The 22,620-nt window shown below is 43.1% G+C and carries 16 protein-coding genes, 1 tRNA gene and 1 pseudogene; 6 read left to right on the forward strand and 12 right to left on the reverse strand.

The window, feature by feature from the left end:
* The first annotated feature begins 43 nt into the window (after positions 1-43).
* Positions 44-1,237 (forward strand): BamA/TamA family outer membrane protein, encoded by a 1,194-nt coding sequence (locus tag DW947_RS06855; RefSeq protein ID WP_117962492.1) that lies wholly within the window; start codon positions 44-46, stop codon positions 1,235-1,237.
* Complete coding sequence (locus DW947_RS06860) at positions 1,224-2,924, forward strand: lipid A phosphoethanolamine transferase (protein WP_005837124.1); 1,701 nt, start codon at positions 1,224-1,226, stop codon at positions 2,922-2,924. The genes DW947_RS06855 and DW947_RS06860 overlap by 14 nt, the downstream gene beginning before the upstream one ends.
* 24 nt (positions 2,925-2,948) lie before the next feature.
* Here DW947_RS06860 and DW947_RS06865 read toward each other — a convergent pair whose 3' ends face one another.
* From DW947_RS06865 to DW947_RS06905, 9 genes and pseudogenes are all read right to left on the reverse strand, one after another.
* Entirely contained in the window at positions 2,949-3,365 is a 417-nt protein-coding gene (locus tag DW947_RS06865; protein ID WP_117962494.1) for a DUF1893 domain-containing protein, read from the reverse strand.
* A 1-nt stretch (position 3,366) separates the two neighbouring features.
* Complete coding sequence (locus DW947_RS06870; protein ID WP_117962496.1) at positions 3,367-4,767, reverse strand: aldo/keto reductase; 1,401 nt, start codon at positions 4,765-4,767, stop codon at positions 3,367-3,369.
* 21 nt (positions 4,768-4,788) lie between these two features.
* Positions 4,789-6,285, reverse strand: a complete 1,497-nt coding sequence (locus DW947_RS06875) for a 4Fe-4S binding protein (RefSeq protein ID WP_009038428.1) — start codon at positions 6,283-6,285, stop codon at positions 4,789-4,791.
* A 196-nt stretch (positions 6,286-6,481) separates the two neighbouring features.
* A pseudogene (locus DW947_RS06880) lies at positions 6,482-8,272 on the reverse strand (glycoside hydrolase family 15 protein).
* Positions 8,273-8,277: 5 nt separating this feature from the next.
* Positions 8,278-10,533 (reverse strand): bifunctional alpha,alpha-trehalose-phosphate synthase (UDP-forming)/trehalose-phosphatase, encoded by a 2,256-nt coding sequence (locus tag DW947_RS06885; RefSeq protein ID WP_035458035.1) that lies wholly within the window; start codon positions 10,531-10,533, stop codon positions 8,278-8,280.
* 139 nt (positions 10,534-10,672) lie between these two features.
* Positions 10,673-11,230 (reverse strand): NAD(P)H-dependent oxidoreductase, encoded by a 558-nt coding sequence (locus DW947_RS06890; RefSeq protein WP_005825500.1) that lies wholly within the window; start codon positions 11,228-11,230, stop codon positions 10,673-10,675.
* A 324-nt stretch (positions 11,231-11,554) separates the two neighbouring features.
* Positions 11,555-11,627 (reverse strand) — tRNA-Lys (locus DW947_RS06895).
* 93 nt (positions 11,628-11,720) lie between these two features.
* Positions 11,721-12,524, reverse strand: a complete 804-nt coding sequence (locus DW947_RS06900; protein ID WP_025835841.1) for an MBL fold metallo-hydrolase — start codon at positions 12,522-12,524, stop codon at positions 11,721-11,723.
* Between the two features lie 82 nt (positions 12,525-12,606).
* Entirely contained in the window at positions 12,607-13,989 is a 1,383-nt protein-coding gene (locus DW947_RS06905; protein ID WP_057281121.1) for an MFS transporter, read from the reverse strand.
* A 207-nt stretch (positions 13,990-14,196) separates the two neighbouring features.
* Here DW947_RS06905 and DW947_RS06910 point away from each other — a divergent pair, with 207 nt between their 5' ends.
* Positions 14,197-14,886, forward strand: a complete 690-nt coding sequence (locus tag DW947_RS06910; RefSeq protein ID WP_044468857.1) for an HAD family hydrolase — start codon at positions 14,197-14,199, stop codon at positions 14,884-14,886.
* 42 nt (positions 14,887-14,928) lie between these two features.
* Here DW947_RS06910 and uxaC read toward each other — a convergent pair whose 3' ends face one another.
* Entirely contained in the window at positions 14,929-16,335 is a 1,407-nt protein-coding gene (uxaC, locus tag DW947_RS06915; RefSeq protein ID WP_044468856.1) for a glucuronate isomerase, read from the reverse strand.
* A 233-nt stretch (positions 16,336-16,568) separates the two neighbouring features.
* On the opposite strand from uxaC, the gene DW947_RS06920 reads away from it, so the two are divergent.
* Both DW947_RS06920 and DW947_RS06925 read left to right on the forward strand, forming a co-directional pair.
* Entirely contained in the window at positions 16,569-17,630 is a 1,062-nt protein-coding gene (locus DW947_RS06920) for a substrate-binding domain-containing protein (RefSeq protein ID WP_044467637.1), read from the forward strand.
* A 39-nt stretch (positions 17,631-17,669) separates the two neighbouring features.
* The gene (locus DW947_RS06925; protein WP_057281119.1) at positions 17,670-19,118 is read left to right on the forward strand and encodes a tagaturonate reductase; all 1,449 of its coding nucleotides are present in this window, start codon (positions 17,670-17,672) and stop codon (positions 19,116-19,118) included.
* Positions 19,119-19,226: 108 nt separating this feature from the next.
* Here DW947_RS06925 and DW947_RS06930 read toward each other — a convergent pair whose 3' ends face one another.
* Entirely contained in the window at positions 19,227-19,760 is a 534-nt protein-coding gene (locus tag DW947_RS06930) for an FHA domain-containing protein (RefSeq protein WP_005825486.1), read from the reverse strand.
* A gap of 50 nt (positions 19,761-19,810) precedes the next feature.
* Positions 19,811-20,965: an SPOR domain-containing protein gene (locus DW947_RS06935; protein ID WP_005825483.1), complete on the reverse strand. Its 1,155-nt coding sequence runs from the start codon at positions 20,963-20,965 to the stop codon at positions 19,811-19,813.
* 233 nt (positions 20,966-21,198) lie between these two features.
* Between DW947_RS06935 and DW947_RS06940 the strand changes: the two genes are divergently transcribed.
* The gene (locus tag DW947_RS06940; RefSeq protein WP_005837139.1) at positions 21,199-22,617 is read left to right on the forward strand and encodes a capsule assembly Wzi family protein; all 1,419 of its coding nucleotides are present in this window, start codon (positions 21,199-21,201) and stop codon (positions 22,615-22,617) included.
* Positions 22,618-22,620: the final 3 nt, after the last annotated feature.

Here is a 22,620-nt window from a genome sequence, read left to right on the forward strand (position 1 = left end):
GAACATAAAAACTAACTTTGCCACGGAAGTTTTCTACAAGTAAATGGACACTAAATTGACAAAATGGATATTACCAATATTGATGCTGATTACAGAAACGGCTGTTCATGCACAAACACACCTTGCAGAAGCAAAAAACTCTGTGGACTCAATTTCTACGTATCCGATAGACTCGCTTCCCAAGAAACGCAGTTTTTTCGGAAAAATTTTGAATTACTTCAACGATGCCAACAAAGAAAAGAAAAACAAGAAATTTGATTTCAGCATTATAGGCGGGCCTCATTATTCCAGTGACACCAAATTTGGAATCGGACTGGTGGCGGCAGGACTCTACCGTACCGACCGGAACGATAGTATTCTCCCTCCGTCCAATGTCTCTCTGTATGGGGATGTCTCCACAGTGGGATTCTATTTGCTGGGAGTACGTGGAAACCATCTGTTTCCCCAAGACAAATACCGGTTGAACTACAATCTGTATTTCTATTCTTTCCCAAGCCTTTACTGGGGACAAGGATATGACAATGGAGCCAATGATGACAATGAGAGTGAATACGATCGCTTTCAGGCGCAGGTTAAGGTGGACTTCATGTTCCGGATGGCACGTAACTTTTATATCGGTCCGATGACAACATTTGATTACGTGTATGGACATGACTTTGAAAAACCGGAATTATGGAAAGGAATGAAAGCGCGTAGCACCAACGTGAGCTTGGGGTTTTCCTTGTTGTATGATTCACGCGATTTTCTGACAAATGCCTATAAAGGATATTACCTACGGATAGACCAGCGCTTCAGTCCGGCCTTTTTGGGAAATAAATATGCATTCAGCAATACGGAACTGACGACCAGCTATTACCAGTCCGTGTGGAAGGGTGGGGTGTTGGCAGGCCAGTTCCATACTCTGCTGAACTACGGAAATCCGCCCTGGGGACTGATGGCAACATTGGGAAGTTCCTATTCTATGCGTGGCTATTATGAGGGGCGCTACCGTGACAAGTGTGCAATGGATGTCCAGCTGGAACTACGCCAACATGTATGGAAGCGAAATGGAGTTGCCGTATGGGTAGGGGCGGGAACCATATTCCCGAATTTCTCGGAATTGGAGGCCAGGCATATTCTTCCTAATTATGGTTTCGGCTACCGCTGGGAGTTCAAAAAGAGAGTAAACGTACGTTTGGATTTAGGTTTTGGCAAACACCAGACCGGATTTATATTCAATATCAATGAAGCTTTTTAGAGACATAAAAAAATGGTTCGACAATCAGGAACATTTGTTCTATCTGTTTCTGGTCATTCTGATAGTGCCCAATGTAGTGCTATGCTTTACAGAACCCATATCATGGACGGCAAAGATATGTAATATCCTGCTACCCCTTTCTATATATTATGCTGTAATGGCTTGGTCGAGAAACTGTGGCAGGACATTCTGGCTGCTATTTCCGTTCATCTTCTTCGGAGCCTTCCAGCTTGTATTGCTGTATCTTTTCGGTCAGTCCATTATCGCAGTGGATATGTTTCTGAATCTGGTGACAACCAATTCGAGCGAGGCGCTGGAACTGCTGGACAATCTGATACCTGCCATCGTTATTGTGGTAGTGCTCTATATACCTGCATTAATTCTGGCAACCATATCCATTGTACACAAACGCAGACTGTCCGAAGCATTCATCCGGCAAGCTCGCCGTCGCACTCTGTATGTGTTGTCTGCCGGAATATTATCCTTAGGCACTGCTTATTTGACAGATAACCGGTATGAGCCGAAATCCGAACTGTATCCTGCCAACGTATGCTACAACATAGCACTTGCTTTTCAACGGACGGCCCAGACGCGGAATTATCACAAGACCTCTAAAGATTTTACCTTTCATGCTAGAAGTACTCATCAGGCTGATGAAAGGGAAGTATATGTAATGGTGGTGGGAGAAACCTCACGGGCATGCAACTGGGCTTTGTACGGCTACGAACGGGAGACTAACCCGGGACTGTCGGGCATTGGCGGACTGACAGCTTTCAGCCATGTGCTGACAGAATCAAACACTACCCACAAGAGTGTTCCGATGTTGCTGTCACCGGTCAGTGCTTCCAGTTTTGATTCCATCTATTATCAAAAAGGGATTATCACAGCATTCAAGGAAGCCGGTTACCAGACCGCCTTTTTCTCGAACCAGCGCTATAACCACTCATTTATAGACTTCTTCGGCAAAGAAGCCGACACGTATGATTTCATTAAAGAAGATGTGGGGGATTCCAATTACAACCCCTCTGATAACGAACTGTTGAAACTGGTAGCAAAAGAACTGGGCAAAGGAGTTTCCAGGCAATTTATAGTTCTCCACACTTACGGTTCTCATTTTAATTATAAAGAGCGCTATCCGGCAGAGCAGGCTTTCTTCCTGCCGGACATGCCCGTTGATGCGGAAGTGAAATACAAAGACAACCTGATTAATGCCTATGACAATTCTATCCGCTACACGGATAATTTTCTGGTTCGTCTGATAGATATGCTTCAAGAACAACATGTCAATTCTGCCCTGATATACACTTCAGACCATGGAGAAGATATTTTCGATGACAACCGGCATCTCTTTCTGCATGCCTCACCGGTACCTTCCTATTATCAGATACATGTGCCATTCTTTATTTGGATGTCCGACAACTACCGGCAGAGATACCCATCGTTATTGGAGGCCGCACAAGCCAATAGGCAGAAGAATGTATCTTCCAGTGCCTCATTCTTCCAGACAATGCTGGAAATAGGTGGAGTGGAGACCCCATACCGGAATGACTCTTTATCTGTCACCAGCGCTCTGTTTATCGAAAGACCCAGAGTCTATCTGAACGACCACAATGAAGCCCGCACACTGGATGATGTCGGTATGCTCAAGGAAGACTTCAAGATGCTGGAAGAGAAAGGCATCAGGTAATCAGGGAAAGAGAGCAGGCTGTTGCTATTTTGCCCTGATTCTTGATATAAAATTCTGAATCACCGGATACATCTCCTCTACCGTATTCAGCTCCATGCAAGCCGTCTCCAACGGGCACCAGCCGGTCTTGTCACGGTTAATGATATGGGGAACCTCTTGGGCAAAAGTCGTTTCAATTCCTGCTTTGCACAGCAATGCCAGCGCAGGAGTGCTGATTATATCGGCATAGACCGTTTTAAAGCCTCCCAGTACCATCAAAGCAGCGGCACCTTTCCCTATAACCTTATCGGCAATGGCAGCCCCCTTCATAAATGCAGAATCTGCCTGGTACAAATCATACAAATCCGCTACTCCCCGTTGGGTGAAAGTACGGACTTCCTCCCGGTTCTTCATAACACAAGAGTATCCTCCCTTGTGCAGTATGTCAATGATACTCTCCATTTTATAAAGTCTCTTGTTTCAACTGTTCTACAAATTTGTCAATACGATGCAGTTCTTTGGGAATATCAATCGTTTGCGGGCAATGCGGAGAACACTGGTTGCACCCGGTACAATGGTCGGCCTGCCTCAGTTTGGGTACACTTCGGTCATATCCTACGAGAAAAGCACGGCGTGCTTTCCGATAATTCTCATCCTGGCTGCTTTCCGGCACATTTCCTTCATTGACACATTTATTGTAATGTATCAAGATGGCAGGAATGTCAATTCCATACGGGCAAGGCATGCAGTACTTGCAGTCGTTGCAAGGTATGGTGGGGTACTCCATCATCAAATCTGCCGTATCATACAGATACTGAGTTTCCTCTTCTGTGAGTGGTACCAATGGAGAGTAAGTACGGACGTTATCCTGCAAATGTTCCATATAAGTCATGCCGCTCAGCACTGTCAGTACATCCTGGGGAGAACCGGCATAACGGAATGCCCAAGACGCCACACTGCGTTCGGGTTCGCGCTGCTTCAGCCGTGCCACAATATGGTCGGGGACATTGGAGAGCCGCCCACCCAGCAGAGGCTCCATAATGACAGCAGGGATCTTACGCTTGGCCAGCTCGTCATACAGATACTCTGCCTTGAAGTTGCTGCCCGAAGCATGTTTCCAGTCCACATAATTCAACTGTATTTGTACAAAGTCCCAATGAACTTCACCACGGTCATGCATCTGCAAGGCATAGTCATAGACTTCGATATCTCCGTGGAACGACCATCCCAAACGGCGGATGCGTCCTGCTTCACGCTCCTTGACAAGAAAATCAATCATACCGTTGTCTATGTAGCGTTTGCGGAATTGCTCCATGCCACCGCCACCAATCATGTGTAGCAGATAGTAGTCTATATAGTCCACCTGCATATCCTCGAACGACTTACGGTACATGGCGATGGAACCCTCGCGAGTCCAGGTATCAGGATGAAAATTGGATAGTTTGGTGGCAAGATAGAACGATTCGCGTGGATGGCGTTTCAGAGCTATTCCCGTAGACTTCTCACTCCATCCTTGTACATACATCGGAGACGTATCGAAATAATTCACGCCATGGGCAATGGCATAATCCACCAGTTCGTTTACAGCATCCTGGTCTATCATTTCCCCTTTTCCATCCGGAGCAGGAACGGTAGGCCAGCGCATACAGCCATATCCTAAAATAGAAACTTTGTCACTCCCCAAACCAGGAAAACTACGATAGGTCATTTTATCCGTCGGAATGGGGCCCAATACTTTACTGCCTTCACTGCTTCCTTCCTTAGAACCACATCCATAGAGGGCAGCAGTAGATGTGGCGGTTGTAATTCCCACTATCTTCAAGAAATCACGACGGTTCATATTGTTTTTATGATGTTCTTCCATACTTATAGAAATTCTACTTTGTTATATAATTCGATGTCTTTCATGTCCTTCCACATAGATGGCACTGAACGGACGGGCCGGACAAAGATTCTCACATGCCCCGCAGCCGATACAACGCTCCACATTGATTACCGGAATCTTTGGAGAATCCTTGTCTTCAGGTATACTCGGCACCATTTGTATGGCTCCCGTCGGACAATGGCGTGCACAGTTGCCACACTGCACACCATCCGTCAGTGGTATGCAATTTTTCTTTACCCACACGGCATGCCCTATCTGAACGGATGATTTATCAGCTTTGGTTATCGGACGGATAGCCCCTGCAGGACATACCTCCGAACATTTTGTACATTCCGGTCTACAATAGCCGCGTTCGTATGACATTTCCGGTTGCATCAATTTCCTTAAGTCTGCAGAAGGACGAAGAACCTGATTGGGACATGCCGACACACAGAGCTGGCAGGCCGTGCAGTGTTGCGCCATATTGCGGGCACTCAATGAGCCGGGAGGAGTGAGGGGAGTGCTTCGCTCAGGAATCTTCTTATCTTCAATGGCTGCCAGTCCTCCGTCTACTTTCTTTTCCTGCGCTTTTAAAACAGAAGTGGCTGCAACCAGAGCCGTTGCTGTGAAAAAACTGCGGCGGGTTTCGTTTATCTGTTCCGAATCTGCCTTGCCCGCAGCAGGTTTACCGAAAGGATGATACTTGTAGGAAATGGCTCCATGCTTGCACTTCTCAATGCAGTTCATGCAAACCACACACCGGCTTGCATCAATCTGATGCTCCTTAAAGTTGATGCAGGCTGCCTTGCAGTTGCGTGAACAAAGACTGCATTGGTTGCACTTTTCCGAATCTATTGTGATGCGGAAAAGCGAATAACGTGAAAGGAAGCCCAAGACCGTTCCTACCGGGCAAATCGTATTACAATAGGTTCGTCCGTTGCGTCCGGCCAGAACAACAAGCACAGCCAAAGTAGCGGCAGCAATAATAAAAGTCGGCAGGCTCTTCAACCATACATCCGTTTCATAAAAGGCATAACTGTCTGCCCGTTCAGCCAGATAAGCAAGCAGATTGTTGCCCCATTGCCATATAGGTTGAAAAAGATTATTGGCAATACGTCCGTATGCACTATAGGGTGCAAGTAGAGCAGCCAATGAACCAATTCCGGCAATCAAAGCAATGATAAACACACCCAATACGCCATAGCGCAGCCAAGATAAGGCCGGAGAATAAGAGTAAGGAAGCTTCCTGCGTTTTTTAGGTTGCCGGCCCAGCCATGCCAGTATATCCTGAAATACCCCTAAGGGGCAAATCACAGAACAATAGATACGCCCGCATACCAAAGTGAGAATTACAAGAAACAATATCACTCCCACATTTAGCGCCAATACAGCCGGCAAAAACTGGATTTTGGCCAACCAGCCGAACCACCCATGCAACGTTCCCGTAAAATCAAGGAACAACAAGGTGATGAGTACAAAGCAAATCATTGCAAAAGTCAGTCTAATCTTCCGTAACATGATAATCCTTTATTTTGAGTTCCTAAACTATATCAGCGATATGAGTACAAAACAACTGCCGAAATAGTGAAATTTTATTTATGCAAAAATACATAAAAAAAGAAAGGTATCATCATTCAATGGAATTAAAAACGAAAGAAAGAAGGACAAATACAAAATGCTCCCATTTGCAGTATTAATTAAGTTCCCCTCCTCGTTACGGCCGGATAAAAGCCAATCTCTTATTTTCTTCTGCAAACAGAATAGCCGTATTGACTAATGCCAAATGCGAATAAGCTTGTGGAAAATTCCCCAGTTGTTCCTTCGTATTAAAATCAATATCCTCACTGAATAATCCCAAATGATTGGAATATGTCAGAACATCATCAAACAAACAACGGGCTTCTTCCTTTTCTCCGATAACAAAAAGCGCACGTATCAGCCAAAAAGTGCAAATGGTAAAAGCCGAGGAAGGAAGCCCGAAATCATCTTCGCTGTTATACCGGTACATCAATCCCTTATGCAAAAGAGCTTTTTTCACAGCCTTCACTGTCTTATGGTATCGGATATCGTCTGCTGCAATAAAACCGTAAGGTTCCATCAACAGCAAAGAGGAATCCATTGCCATATTATCATAAGTCTGCGAGAAACTTTGAAGTTCTTCCTTCCATCCATATGTCATTACATCCTGCCATACCTTGTCAGCTTCCTTTTGCCAACGTTCACTATAACCGTATTTATTGAGCATGGAAGCTATCTTTGCACCACGGTCCAAAGCCACCCAACACATCACTTTGGATGAAACAAAATGGCGGCTTTCTCCTCTGATTTCCCATATCCCCTTATCTGGTTTCTTCCAATCTTCCATTACCGTGGAAAGAATGCTCTTTACCATTTCCCACATATCCTCTATTTCGTCTAATGTACCGGGCATCAGCCGATAGTACTGGTAAATCAAATCCATCAGATAACCGAACGAGTCATTCTGCTTTTGATGGTAAGCATCATTACCTATCCGTACTGGTTTGGAATTCTTATATCCGGACAAATGCTCCAGAATAATCTCGGTCAGCTGCCTTTCTCCCCGAATGCCGTACATTATCTGATAGGATTCGTGCTTGGATACGAAAGTGGACTGTATGAACTTCATAAAACGTCTTGCTGCTCCTATATGGCCTATCTGGAACAAAGTTTCGATAGACATGGAGGCATCCCTCAACCAACAGAACCGATAATCCCAATTACGTACTTCGCCGACGGATTCGGGCAAACTGGTAGTAAGGGCGGCCAGTACGGCTCCGTTATAGTAAGACATCAGTTTCAAAACCAGCATGCTTCTTTCTATCACATCATTATAGAGAGAATATTTCTTAGTACGGTTGGTCCAATTAAGCCAATAAACCAAAGTACGGCAATATTCAATTTTTTCCCGTTCAATGTCCACCGGAATGACCTTTTCATTGTATGACAAAAGAAAGAACTCATCTTTTTCCAATATAATTTCTTTTTTCTGTTCGATGTTCTGCAAAGGAAGGGAAGAATACAAATATTGTCTATCTTTATTATCAGAAGAACAATAGCTTTCTATAAATTCAGAAGTGACATTATGAATCACTTTACCTTGCGCATAATTGGGAGCAGGGACATAGTTTACTTTGAAACGGGGCTTACCTTTTATCCACCTCACATATCGATACAATTCTGCCGGAAGATAATGGGCATTTTCGCAGGAACGGTAATAAGGCATGTAATCAAGTACGACAAATTCTCCCTCTTTCGAAGAAAAAGAAGTAGACAATATGTTAGTGTGAGGAACGTAAGATTGTGAGATATGATAGTCTTCTGTAACGTCAAATCCAAAACTTCCTCCTCTTTCCCGATCAAGTAGTGATGCAAAGATAGACGGAGAATCAAAATCGGGAAAACACAATCAGTCTATGCTGCCTTTTTCGGATATAAGTGCGGCAGTCCGACAATTGCCTACTACCCCATAATTTAAATTACTCATTTTTACTATTTTGTTTTTAACAAGTCTCTGAAAAAATCGAATACCCCTTTCAAGCTTGTTTTGACATTCTCGCCAATGGGTTGTTTCATGTCTTTCTTGTTCGCCAGAATTTGAAGAAAAGGCAGGACTTCCGTTTGTGATGGCATATTATAGCTTGCTGCCTCCGACACATATCCCACCTTGATTGTCACTGCATTCACCGGCAAAGCTTTGAACATATCTTCATCCGTAGTATCATCTCCCATAGCTATGATAAAGTCATAATGTTTCTTTTCCAACTGGCGTCTCACTTCGGAACCTTTATTATAATCGGGAGACTTAATCTCCACTACTTTATCTCCTTGTATGATTTGCAGCTTTTGCTGTATACAGATGTTAACCAGCACATTGATAAGTTGCTGTGCCCGCAAAGCTCCTAACCATGCATCACTTTCCCGGTAATGCCATGCCAAAGCCGTTTCCTTGACTTCAAGGTGGGAACGAGGCGTCTTTTCGACAAAAAGCTTCAAGATGGACACCAATCCGGAACTCCATTCCGCTTTGTTTATGTTTTTGTGCCAGATGCCATTTTCCTTATAGAAAGCACCATGTTCCGCAGCCATTGCAATAGGTAAATTTCCCAACCATTTTTCTAAAGTAAAATGGTCGCGACCACTATTCACAACAACATGGTTGGCCGGGTCGGAAACCAGCTTCTGCAATGTGGCAATGAGTTCAGGGGTGGGCTTAGCATTTTCCGGTCGTGTCTTGAGCGACGCCAACGTTCCGTCATAATCCAGCAAGATAAGCCGTTGCTTAGCCTGGTTATATTTCATTTTGATGGCACCAATAATACCGGCGGATATCCTTTTCTTACGAAGCTGTTCATTCTTACGGCACGTATCGCTCCATTCACTTACAAAGTCTGCCGCCCACTTATTAACCGTTTGTACGGAAATAATTTTCTGCATGTGTTGCAAGCGTTTCAGTTGTTCCTGTTCGGGCATCTCCAAAGCCCGACAAATGGCCTGCTTTATCTCCTCAGTGTCATTGGGGTTAATCAACAATGCATCCGTCATCTCAATAGCTGCACCTGCCATTTCACTCAAAATCAAAACACCCGGATTATTATTTTTCGAGGCTACATATTCCTTGGCAACCAAATTCATGCCATCACGAAGTGGAGTTACCAAAGCTACATCAGCTATATAGTACATTGCCACCAGTTCTTCAAATGAAAAACCGTGATAGAAATAGCAAACCGGAGTCCAGTCCATCGTAGAATACTGTCCGTTTATAGAACCTATTTCTTCGTCAATCTTGGTTTTTAGCTCAGCATAACTATCTACATGGTCACGTGATGGAACAATGACCATTGCCAATGTAACTTTTCCACAATATTCAGGATGACATTCTAAAAAAGCAGCAAATCCCCATAAACGGTGCAGAATGCCTTTGCTATAATCCAAGCGGTCTACAGAAAGAATCAACTTATGATTCCCGAAAAATTTCCGTGTACGGTCTATCGCCCGCCGTACTTCCGGTCTGGAAGAAGCATTGTGATACAGTCCGTAGTTGATTCCCATAGGAAGAGCATCGGTCCTAACTACTCTATTCCCGAGTTGTGCTTCGTCCAGTTTAAAGTCAATACGCAATACCCGTTCGACAGCACTGATAAAATGCCGCATATAGTCATGAGTATGGAAAGCTATAAAGTCAGCACCCAATAATCCTTTCAGGATTTCTGCACGCTCCGGTAATATCCGGAAAAGTTCATAGGAAGGGAAAGGGATATGATGGAAATATCCGATATTCAAATCCGGGTAAACCTTCCGAAGCATTCCGGGAAGCAGCATTAGCTGATAGTCTTGAATCCACACCTTGTCACCTGGACGTATCACGCGGCAAATGGCATCGCAGAACAACTGGTTCACTTCCTGATACGATTGCCAGAAAGAGTTCCGATACAGCGTATAAACAAAAAAGTAGTGACATAATGGCCAAATAGTACTATTACTATAGCCTTCATAATAATTCTTTATCTGTATTTCGGACAAGAATACTGGGTGGAAATTTATTCCTTCCAATCTAGAAGTGATTTCCTCTTTACTTTCTTCGTTGTCAACGCATATTCCAGGCCATCCAATCCAATGTTTTTCGTAGGAAATCTGAAGTGAGTCCAAACCGGTAGCCAGTCCGCCTTCACTTCGTGAAAACACGAACGTTTCATCCTCTTTGGTAACCTTAACGGGTAATCTGTTTGATATAATATAAAGTTTCATGTATGAGTTAATACAAGAAATATGCCAATTCATACAATATTTTATTTATTGCTTAAAATCAGTATTTTAGAAAAAGATAAAGAGAAAAACAAACATTCAAAAATGAAAAAGAATGTTCCATTTCGATATGGTCCTACTATTACCAATTATCACTGAAAATGTCTTTCTTCACCAATGCTTCAATTCTTTGCTTATAGCAATTTATCCCTTCTGCTATATTTTTACTAGCTTCCGAAGTCCCCATTCCATAGACTACAAGAGGAGTTTGCCATATCATTCCAGCATGTACAGCACTTGCTTGATAAGGTCTTAACAACTCATCCACCGTAAAACGATTTCTTCCTCCGCTTCTATAAGCATCATGTTCAGAGCCGGCAGTAGTGACCACCATCAATGTCTTACCAGCCACAGCAGGAGTTTTTGCCAGATAAGTAAATACTTCATCCAACCATCTCTTCAATAAAGAAGGAGCCGACATCCAATAGAACGGAAACTGAAATACAAGCGCAGATGCATGCGATATGATAGTGCTCCATATCTCTGCATTAAAAGCATCTTCCATACGCATCTCATATAAATTGTATATGGCTACCTCTCCCATGTCACTAATAGCATCCATCAATGCCTTGTTAGCTCGCGACTCTTTTATATTGGGATGTGTCAGAAGAACTACTACTTGCTTTGAATCTTTATCCATATTGTTTTTCTTTTAGTTTAAAATCATTGATGTGTGTACAAATATACAAAATATAGATATACGAGTAGGAGGAAATAAAAGTTTTCTTCCTACTTTCATTTTCTGACATATATTTTCGAATGTGACGAAAGAGGCGGAAAGCGGGTGAGGGCAAAGGTATAAAAACAAACTTCTGAAGAATTTATGATGCGGACTAACGAAAAATAATGTATCATCCCCATATAGATTTACTAGTGATTCCGTATGAGGAGCTTATACCCATCAAAGCATGTTCTTGTTAAGACAAATTAAAAAAGGAACAACAGTAGTTGTTCCTTTTTTAAGTACACCCTCAGGGATTCGAACCCTGGACCCACTGATTAAGAGTCAGTTGCTCTACCAACTGAGCTAAGAGTGCATTCCTTATTTCTTGTTTGCGGGTGCAAAAGTAGTCCTTTTATTTTATTCGTGCAAACAAAACGGTGTATTTTTTGCGATGAAATGGGATTTTTTATTCAAACTCGTATAAATCAGAAGGAGTAGTACGCTTCAAAGCACACAACTGTACATCCTTTCCTACGATAATTCCTTTTTCCCTTAATTTCCATTCCACTGTTTTATATGCCAATTCAGGATGATTGTTGTCCTTGCTCAAATGACAAAGCCAAATATACTGTAAATGTTCCGTCATATTTTCCGAAAGAAATTCAGCAGTAGCAATATTACTCATGTGTCCGGTGCGGCTGGTAATCCGTTCTTTCAGGTATTGGGGGTAGGTACCCATGCGTAACATTTCCTCATCGTAGTTGGCTTCCAATATCAGATAATTGGCCTTTCTGATATATTCTGCGGCCGTAGGAGTAATTTCACCAAGGTCTGTAAGAAAGGCAAACACTTTTCCGTCTATCTCAATGCAATAGCCCACATTGTCCGTGCCATCATGAGGTACCTCGAAAGATTCGATATGAAAATCTTCCAACTGCATGGGTTGCTGCTTTTCCAGGTAACGGACAGACGAATATAACTTTTCTGTCATGCAATAGCTCCGGTTGATACCCTCATGAATCCGGGCAGTTGTATAAATAGGAATATTCTGTTTCTCACCCAATCCGCCTACTGCTTTGATATGGTCCGCATGATCATGCGTAACAAATACCGCACGTATCATTTCCATGCTGATACCTGCTTCTTTCAGTCCTTTTTTTATCGTCCGTACTGCAATGCCGGCGTCGATGAGTATTCCATATTTTTCTGTGCCTATATAATAACAGTTACCGCTGCTTCCACTGGCAAGGCTTATAAATTTTACTTTCATCCTAATCTCCTTAATTACAAAAAAGCCGTCGCTTTTAAAAAAAGTGACGGCAAATATACAAAAAGTATGCAATATATAAACCTTATGCCTTCTTCTTTTTGTCGATGAATTCGGTAGTTTTGGCAAAAACGAATAATGCTATTGCCGCAACCAATCCTATAACAGCGAAATAATACCAGATATAATGTGCATTGACACTAGCTGCTTCCCACGCTTCGCGGGTTTCAAACAAGACTGGATCAGGACAATATTTTGTCAGAAGCACCCCCGCAATACCGAATCCGAAAATAGAAGAGAGGAATGAATGAAGATGACTGAAACCGAGGTACATACCTTCTTCGCCCTTGGGGGCCTGCAAAGAGAAGTATTCCAGATAACGCGGTGAGATAAAACATTCTGCCAAAGCTTGCACAACAATACCAAACACCATCATCAAAGTAATATTGCTCATGCCGGAAATAATATCGTTGCCCAGCAAATTACCGCATGCCATCAGCAATGCCGATACCGGAATAAGAAACATGCCTATATTCATAGAAGTAATAGCTGTGCGCTTTGCCATCCACCGGGTGATAAAACTTACGCAGCAAACCACTACAAACGGGTTTACATTGGCTATCCACCCCGGTTTGGCTGTTTCACCCGCCATACGGATGACATATTTGGGCATAGTTGCATAGAGCTGTTGCTGCACCATCCAAAAGCCGGTTACGATGAGGATAAGAATCAACAAACGCCAATTAGTGATAATACGCAGAAAACCTTGCCCAATTTCACGCATGCTTTTCCCTTCACCTGCTGTATGTGCCGATTTATACAATAAGATGACAGCCAATAATGCCAGCACCGTCATGGTAGCCGAGAAGTAATTGATATAAATATAAGCTTGCTCACCGATAACATTCCGTAGAGGGTCGACCACCGTTTTTCCGGTAAAAGCTCCTATATTCACCATCATATAGAAGATGGAATAGCCGCGAGCACGGGTAGCCTCTGTTGTTTCCTTAGCCACCGATCCCGATATGATAGACTTGATGAACGAACCTCCTACCATGATAACAAACAATACGGGGACAATCATCCAGCGGTCATTACTATCCGGCAATCCTGAAAAACGGGTTGTCTCGCCATACTCCACCAGACCGGCTGTTTCCAGTAGGGTGGGAAGCAATCCCAAGCCCAAATACCCGATGGAAAGCAGTGAGAAAGCAATAATCATCGACTTTCGGAAACCTATCTTATCAGCATATGCGCCCGTAAAGATAGGCAACAAATAGAGCCCTCCCGAAAACAGACCGGAAATCATGCTTGACTCAAAATCATTGAAACCTAAAATATTGGAAAGATAAATGGTAAGAACAATAAATACAGCATAATATGCCATGCGTTCGAACAGTTCTACTGTACTGCTTACCCAAAAAGCTCTGCTGAAGCCTTTGGAAGCGGGTTGGGGTGATGTCATCATCCTTTTGTACGATTAAAATTTATGTATTAAATGAAAAAATAAATGCAAAAATAGGAAATTAATATCGTGTTTGCAAGATATTAATTTTCTGCAAACACAATATTAATAAGTTGCAGACAAGATATTAACTTCCCATTTATCACTATTTATCTTTTCATTTATATAGAATACTCCGTATCTTTGGACGCTTTTATAAAACGACCATTCATGAAAGATAAAATCGAATTTATAGCTTTTGACGCTGATGACACACTGTGGGAAAGCGAACTTTATATTCAGGAGTTCGAGCACAAATTCTGTAACCTTTTAAGGCAATATCTGCCTGCTTCATCCATATCACAAAGGTTTTTTGAAACAGAAATGAAGAATCTGCATATGTATGGCTATGGGCTGAAGAGCATAATGCTCAGTATGACTGAAACCATCTGCAAAGTGACAGACGGAAACGGGAATATGCATCTTATAGATGAAGTAATAGGATGGGGACAAGAGCTTCTGCAGAAACCGGTTACACTACTGGAAGGCGTGAAGGAGACCATATCGTCACTTCATGGGAAATATAAATTGGTGTTGGCCACTAAGGGGGACTTGTTCGACCAGAAAAGAAAAATAGAAGCTTCCGGACTGCGAGAATATTTCCATCATATCGAAATTATGAGTGACAAGAAAATCGATGATTACCAGAGGCTGATTGATACATTGGGCTGTCCGCCTGAAAAACTCCTGATGATAGGTAATTCTGTAAAATCAGACATACTTCCGGTATTGGAACTTGGGGGATACGCTGCCCATGTACCATACCACGTGACTTGGGCATACGAGCAACATGAAGGGGAAATACGACATCCCAATTTTATACGATTGGATAGTATCAAAGGAATATTAGATAAGCTATAAGTTATGGGTGAAACTGCATAACTTATAGCTTACTATTGCTTTTTAGAATTGGAAGAAATTCTTAGCGTTATAATAGCTGATATCTTCAATCATCTGGTTTACGCGTTCCATCTCGGAAATAGGAATTTCACCATTTTCTACATCACGGCCTACAAGATTACACAATGTACGGCGGAAATATTCATGGCGCGGATAGGAGAGGAAGGAACGGGAATCGGTCAGCATACCAACAAATCGGCTCAATAAGCCCAGTACAGAAAGGGCATTCATCTGCTTTTCCATACCATCCTTCTGGTCAAGGAACCACCAACCGGAACCGAATTGAATCTTACCGGCAACCGTACCATCCTGGAAGTTACCCAGCATAGTAGCAATGACTTCGTTGGCGCATGGATTCAAATTATAAAGAATAGTCTTGGTCAGCTTACCATTGGAGTTTAAGCGGTCGAGAAATTTAGCCATAGCTTTTGCTGTAGTAAATTCGCCAATGGAATCAAAACCGGTATCAGGACCTAACAGTTTGAACATCTTACTATTGTTGTTGCGAATAGCACCATAATGGAACTGTTGTGTCCAACCTTTCTCCCAATCCATTTCGCCGAACACAACCAGCATGGCCGACTTGAATTTCAGAATTTCCTCCTTCGTCAATCCAGTACCGCCATATACCTTGTTAAAGATAGCCTTAACTTCCGCTCCTGTATAATCCTCGGCATAGAATTCTTCAATTCCGTGGTCAGACAGTTTACATCCTTGTTCCGCGAAAAAATCGTGACGCTTACGCAAGGCAGCAACCATATCGTCAAAGCAGGAAATAGCCACATCGCTCACTTCGGCCAACTTTTCTACATATGCGCGAAAATCGGCAGGAACTTCCACCGCCATTGCCTTATCCGGACGCCAAGTAGGCAACATCTTGATTTCAAAACCGCTCTCGCGTGTCTTGATATGATATTCCAAGGAATCAATAGGATCATCTGTAGTACAAACCACTTCCACGTGATAACGGCGCATCATGCCACGGGCGGAATATTCAGGCTGTTTCAGCTTCTCATTACATTCATCATAAATTTCACAGGCCGTATGAGGATTGAGAATTTTATCGATTCCAAAAGCGGTCTTCAATTCAAGGTGGGTCCAGTGGTACAACGGATTACGGAAAGTATAAGGTACCGTTTCGGCCCACTTTTCAAACTTTTCCCAATCTGTAGTATCCTTACCGGTACAGAAACGTTCGTCCACACCATTGGTACGCATGGCACGCCACTTGTAGTGGTCACCTCCCAACCAAATCTCAGTCAGTGACTTAAACTGATAGTCTTCCGCCACCATTTGAGGAATCAAGTGACAATGATAGTCGATAATCGGCATTTTAGCCGCATGCTCGTGGTACAACTTCTGTGATGTTTCCGTTTGCAACAGAAAGTTTCCGTCCATAAAGTTTTTCATCTTCTTGTGTTTTAAGTATCTAAAAATATTACTTTCTATTTATTACACCTATATAGTATTGATTGTAAAGCTAATAGGTCGTATAATTGTTTTTAGTTTTATTAACCGTTATCGAACACAAAAGTAGAAATTTTACTTGGAGAAACAAAATAATTCGTATCTTTGCGGCGAATATTTATAATATTTAAGCTTCAGACGTCTCACCTTTACCGCCTTAGGCAGCATACCTCAAGATGGAAAACAAGAACTATACCATTAAAGACATAGCACGCATGGCCGGCGTCTCTGCCGGCACTGTAGACCGCGTACTGCACAACCGCGGAGACGTATCCGTTTCCAGTAGGGAAAAAGTCCAGAAAGTACTCGACGAGATAGATTATCATCCCAATATGTTTGCCATCGGGCTGGCGGCTAAAAAGCGCTATCATATTGTCTGCATTATACCTTATTATATAGAACATGATTATTGGCATGCTGTAGCAGCGGGAATTGACCGTGCCGCACAAGAATTACGGCCGTTCAATGTTGGGGTTAGCTATCTGTACTATCGGCATGCGGACAAATCCTCCTATAAAGAAGCATGTGCTGTGCTCCGGGAGGAAAATGCCGACGCCGTACTTGTTGCCCCGAATTTCCGAGAGGAGACCATAAAACTCACTACTTATTTGGAGGAAGCGGATATTCCCTATGCATTCATAGACTTCAATATTGAACAGACGCATGCCTTGTGTTATATCGGACAAGATTCCAAAACCAGCGGATACATTGCTGCCAAGATTCTGATGCGTAGCTATGAAAAAGGGCAGGAGCTTGTGTTATTCCTGAGCAATCAGAAAAACAATCCGGCAGAAATCCAGATGCAACGCCGCCTCGAGGGGTTCATGCAATACCTTTCCGAGGAACATAAGGATTTGACTATCCATGACATTGTGTTGCACAAGGAAGATACTGACGGCAACAGACGGATATTGGATGCTTTTTTTAAAGAACATCCCCAAGCCGTACTGGGAGCTGTTTTTAATTCCCGTGTTTATCAAGTGGCAAGTTATCTGCACGAAAAGGGGTGGAAGCTGGCAGGACTTGTGGGATATGACCTTTTACACAAAAATACAGAGTTCCTGAAAACCGGTGAAGTAACCTTTCTCATCGGTCAACGTCCAAGCCTGCAAGGCTATTGTGGCGTAAAGACTTTATGCAACCACGTGGTATTTAAAAGACCGGTCACTGCAGTGAAATACATGCCCATCGACATATTGATGAAGGAAAACATAGACTTTTACTTTGAGTTTGAATAATTAAAAAATTACATATCAACCATTTAAATCATTTTTTAAATGAAAGCATTAAACAAAGAAACTGCTCCCAAAGCACAACGCCCGGAACGCATTATCCAGTTTGGCGAAGGTAATTTCCTTCGCGCATTTGTGGATTGGATTATTTATAACATGAATCAAAAGACCGATTTCAACAGCAATGTGGTAGTAGTCCAACCCATTGATAAAGGTATGGTTGACATGCTGAATGCCCAGGATGACCTTTATCATGTAAATCTGCAAGGTCTGGATAAAGGAGAAACCATCAACAGTCTGACTATGATAGATGTAATCAGCCGTGCCTTAAACCCCTATACTCAAAACGATGAGTTCATGAAATTGGCCGAACAACCGGAAATGCGTTTTGTCATTTCCAACACGACGGAAGCAGGTATAGCCTTTGACCCTGCTTGTAAGCTGACAGATACACCGGCGTCTTCTTATCCGGGCAAACTGACACAGCTGTTGTATCACCGCTTCAAGACATTCAACGGCGACAAGAGCAAAGGACTGATTATCTTCCCTTGCGAACTCATCTTCCTGAATGGCCACAAGTTGAAGGGGACAATCTATCAATACATTGAATTATGGCAATTGGGTGATGAGTTCAGAGCTTGGTTTGAGGAAGCCTGCGGTGTGTATGCAACACTGGTGGACCGTATCGTTCCAGGATTCCCCCGCAAAGACATTGCCGCTATAAAAGAAAAGATACAGTACGATGACAATCTGGTAGTGCAGGCTGAAATTTTCCATTTATGGGTCATCGAGGCTCCGCAAGAAGTCGCCGAAGAATTCCCTGCCGACAAAGCCGGACTGAATGTATTGTTTGTTCCTTCTGAAGAACCTTACCACGAAAGAAAAGTAACCTTGCTGAATGGACCTCATACCGTATTGTCTCCAGTAGCCTATCTGTCGGAGGTAAATATTGTACGCGATGCCTGCCAGCATCCTATAATCGGACAATACATCCATAAAGTGATGTTTGACGAGCTGATGGAAACGTTGAACCTGCCGAAAAACGAATTGAAAAAGTTTGCAGAAGATGTATTGGAGCGCTTCAACAATCCGTTTGTTGACCATGCCGTAACCAGTATTATGCTGAACTCTTTCCCTAAATACCAAACCCGTGACCTTCCTGGCCTGAAAACCTACTTGAAACGTAAAGGAGAACTGCCGAAAGGTCTGGTATTGGGACTGGCTGCCATCATCACGTACTACAAAGGAGGTACCCGCGCAGACGGCACAGAAATCATCCCGAATGATGCTCCCGAAATCATGCAGTTATTGAAAGACCTTTGGGCAACGGGGGATACCCGCAAAGTGGCAGAAGGCGTATTGGCAGCCAAAGACCTTATCTGGGGGGAACACGGAGACTTGAATACCGTTCCAGGATTGACAGACATGATTACCTGCTTCTTAAAATCCATCCAAGAAAAAGGCATGCAGGAAACAGTAAAAGGTATTCTTTAATTCCTATGATTTTAAACAAGCAGACCGTACAAAAGGAGTTTTTATACGGTCTGCTTTATTTATACCACATTTGATGGGAAATAATTAAGCCACAGTTTTCTTTTTTGTCTAAAGGCTTTCCTGCTCTGCTGCCCGCAATATAAAAGTAGTGGCACCAATAGTTACAATGGCTCCATCCTCAATGCGAATACGGTCTTTGTCACCCAAAATTTCATTATTAAGGAAAGTTCCCGTCAGGCTGGGAGCATCGCGTAAGGTATAAATCAACACTCCCTGCTTATTACGCTTTACATTAATGATACAGTGACGCCGGTCCATACTCATATCCGAAGTCTCAATCGGCACATCGATAACATTCCCCACGCAACGCCGGCCTATGATATTGTCACCTTCTTGCAATGGAAGTACCTGCTTAAAACCAAACACGTTCTCAATGACCGTGATGCTGCCAAAAGCCTCTTTAAACTCCGCTTCATCCGGACGTTCTTCCTTTTGAGGGGCTTTCATCTTTGATTTACCTAAACGGATACTGAACTGCTTCTTACACTGGTCACATACAAAGACCAGTGATTGGCCTTCGGTATACTTGGTTTCATCGAATGTTAAGTAATTCTCACATTTGGGACAACGGATACGCTTCATGATAGTTAAAAATTAAAGAATTAAAAAATAAAGCAAGGGTAGATTACTTTCTACTTCTTTAATACCCAAGCGTTCTTATACGTTTCATTCTGGCGAACTCTGTTCAATGCCTGATATGCTTCTGTTTCTGTGCCACAAGACTCAATGCTGACACGCATTTTACCATCTCCAACAATTGCTTTTGCATGAGGGTAACCTTTTTCAATCAGTTGCTTTGCCATTGCTTCGGCATCCTTCTCAGTACCTACACTGGCAATGATGACGTGGTATTTCTGTGCAGAGACAAGTGACGGGGCGACAGTCCCTGCTGTGGTCTTTTGAATTTCACTCTTTGTTGTTACAGATGTTGAAGAGGACACTTCTGCCGCCTGCTGCTTAGGCTGAGAAACAACCGGAGCATTCTGCGCGTTAGCTTGGCCCACCTTAACCTCTCTTACGGCAACCGGAACCACCTTTTTCTTTGCCTTCTGCCCCGTGTTTTTTTGAGCCGACGCTTTCGGAGTGTCGGCCTTCCGGCTAACAACAATCGGATTAATGGCAAGGGATTCCTTTTCTATCATCTCAAAAAGTTCATTCGGAAGTAATTGCGCATAATTTCCTTCAACCACTTCCGTATTCTCTATCGGTGTAGACAAAAAGAAAAACAAGGCAACCACTGCAATCATGGCAACCGCATTCGACAAATAGGAACGGTTGAATTTAATCTCAAACCTTCGCTTTTTGTCTTCCGGCACAACTGGAACAGAATAACGGATGGTCTTTTCCATGTACGGTTTCTTCAGTTCCGCCAGTTCCTGCATTTCAAAACTATCCAACCCATATAAGTAAGGAGTGGTTATCTTGTGGTCATAGGGAACAAAGTCATAAATACCATGAATGGAGTAACGCAATTCGCCAATGTTGGGCAAATCCACCTTACCTTCTTCATGGAGAGCAGTGAATATATGCGCCACTTCTTTTTCTACAATCCGCGTAGCATCAGAAAAATCAGTATCATAGACAGCCATATAGGATTGTACAAGTAAGCCGTCATTCATCTTCAGTTGAGGATTGAAACCGATAATACGGGTAGGGGGCAGAAAAACATTCTCTTCCGCTACTCTCATTGCCGGAGTATAATGAGCTACAAATCCTCCCAAACCGGGAACAATGACACAATCGTTCTCCAATAACAATACTTCTATGTGCTGTGCTAATTCAATCATGCTACAAAAGTAGCGGAAATATCGGATATACGCTAGTTTCAGAGCTTTTTTCTTATCAACAAATTATGAACATTGCACATTGAAAATGTATTTGAAAAAGGTTTTTTGGCAAGAGAAGGAATTTTTACCGGAAAAATTTCTACTTTTGTACCGTTTAACTATACTCGTCAAGAATAGAAAGACAATTGTCCTCGCAAGAGTATACAAACCTAAACACTTAACAAAAGACTATTATGCGTATTATTTTCTGTCTGATGGTTTTCTTGTTCATAGGAAAGAACACGATGCTGGCACAGCAGCTGTCCTCATTCGTAGAATATGGAGCAGCCCTGCATACCGGTGACAATACTCCTCTTTGGCAGGTCAGCAACCAGCAAGGACTCACTTCGCTCGACAACAATACTTACATACGTGGAGGAATATCCTACAAACACCAACTTGGAAAATGGAAGTTTGAAGAAGCACTGGATTTGGTTGCAGCAGCCGGATTCAGCACGACCTCCTTCATTGTACAGCAGGCTTACGTAGACATCCGTTACAAGTGGTTTGGATTCTTTGCCGGAAGCCGGGAACAGAATTCTCCATTGCTGAATCAAGAGCTGAGCAGTGGCGGCATGACCTGGTCGGGTAATGCGCGTCCCATCCCACAAGTACAGATAGGCATACCCGAGTATGTACAGTTGCTACCCCGTTTAGGCCTGAAAGGAGAAATCTCGTACGGATGGTTTACAGATAACAAATACCAGCGGGAGCAAGTCGGAGAAAAATACTGGTACACCAAGAGTATCAAATACCATCATAAAGAAGGGTTCCTGCGTATCGGTATACCCAAAGGAAAATGGCAACTGGAACTCGGAATGACCCTCGACACCCAATTCGGAGGATACAAGATTGGAGGTTCCGAATCGGGAGACTTGGGCAACGGATGGAAGGATTACGTACGCGTATTCTTCCCCGGCCACGGGCGTGAGGACGGACCGGTAGGTGAACATCTGGCTTTCCAAGGCAATTTTCTGGGTAGCGAATATATCAAAATGACTTATCGTCCTAAGGAAGATTTCTCCATCAGCGCCTATCTGGACAATCATTTTGATGACTTCTCCGCCATGGCCAAACTCAACGGTTGGGATGGCTTATGGGGTGTGGAATATAAATCCAACCATAGACAAGCCATCAACGGAATCGTTATCGAATATCTCCAGACTACCAATATGAGCGGTCCACTGCACGGTTTGCAAAATTCTGTAGTAGGTAAGACCGGAGGAGCCGACAACTACTACAACAACGGTTACTACCCAGGATGGGCACATTGGGGTATGGCGATAGCCAATCCGTTGATAGCATCGCCTATCTATAATAAGGATGGCGATATGAGTTTCAAGTACAATCGCGTTAAGGCCCTGCATCTGGGATGGAGCGGCGACATCAGCAGTGAGTGGAGATATGTGGCAAAATTGTCCCACAACAGAACTTGGGGAACTCCTCATCGTCCAATACCCGATATATTAGAAAATTTTTCTACTTTTGCATCGTTTTACTATATTCCCCGTAAATGGAAGGGCTGGTGCTTCAACGCGTCCCTTGCATTGGATATGGGAGAGATATATGGAGACAATTTTGGATTCCAACTGAAAGTACATAAAACATTTTAAGAA

Origin of the sequence: Bacteroides sp. AM44-19, assembly GCF_003603395.1 — a bacterium.
GTDB classification, from domain to species: Bacteria; Bacteroidota; Bacteroidia; order Bacteroidales; family Bacteroidaceae; genus Bacteroides; species Bacteroides uniformis.

Coding starts and splice junctions, on each gene's coding strand:
- DW947_RS06855 (WP_117962492.1), top strand. CDS start 44: ATGGACACTAAATTGACAAAATGGATATTACCAATATTGATGCTGATT.
- DW947_RS06860 (WP_005837124.1), top strand. CDS start 1,224: ATGAAGCTTTTTAGAGACATAAAAAAATGGTTCGACAATCAGGAACAT.
- DW947_RS06865 (WP_117962494.1), bottom strand. CDS start 3,365: ATGGAGAGTATCATTGACATACTGCACAAGGGAGGATACTCTTGTGTT.
- DW947_RS06870 (WP_117962496.1), bottom strand. CDS start 4,767: ATGGAAGAACATCATAAAAACAATATGAACCGTCGTGATTTCTTGAAG.
- DW947_RS06875 (WP_009038428.1), bottom strand. CDS start 6,285: ATGTTACGGAAGATTAGACTGACTTTTGCAATGATTTGCTTTGTACTC.
- DW947_RS06885 (WP_035458035.1), bottom strand. CDS start 10,533: ATGAAACTTTATATTATATCAAACAGATTACCCGTTAAGGTTACCAAA.
- DW947_RS06890 (WP_005825500.1), bottom strand. CDS start 11,230: ATGGATAAAGATTCAAAGCAAGTAGTAGTTCTTCTGACACATCCCAAT.
- DW947_RS06900 (WP_025835841.1), bottom strand. CDS start 12,524: ATGAAAGTAAAATTTATAAGCCTTGCCAGTGGAAGCAGCGGTAACTGT.
- DW947_RS06905 (WP_057281121.1), bottom strand. CDS start 13,989: ATGATGACATCACCCCAACCCGCTTCCAAAGGCTTCAGCAGAGCTTTT.
- DW947_RS06910 (WP_044468857.1), top strand. CDS start 14,197: ATGAAAGATAAAATCGAATTTATAGCTTTTGACGCTGATGACACACTG.
- uxaC (WP_044468856.1), bottom strand. CDS start 16,335: ATGAAAAACTTTATGGACGGAAACTTTCTGTTGCAAACGGAAACATCA.
- DW947_RS06920 (WP_044467637.1), top strand. CDS start 16,569: ATGGAAAACAAGAACTATACCATTAAAGACATAGCACGCATGGCCGGC.
- DW947_RS06925 (WP_057281119.1), top strand. CDS start 17,670: ATGAAAGCATTAAACAAAGAAACTGCTCCCAAAGCACAACGCCCGGAA.
- DW947_RS06930 (WP_005825486.1), bottom strand. CDS start 19,760: ATGAAGCGTATCCGTTGTCCCAAATGTGAGAATTACTTAACATTCGAT.
- DW947_RS06935 (WP_005825483.1), bottom strand. CDS start 20,965: ATGATTGAATTAGCACAGCACATAGAAGTATTGTTATTGGAGAACGAT.
- DW947_RS06940 (WP_005837139.1), top strand. CDS start 21,199: ATGCGTATTATTTTCTGTCTGATGGTTTTCTTGTTCATAGGAAAGAAC.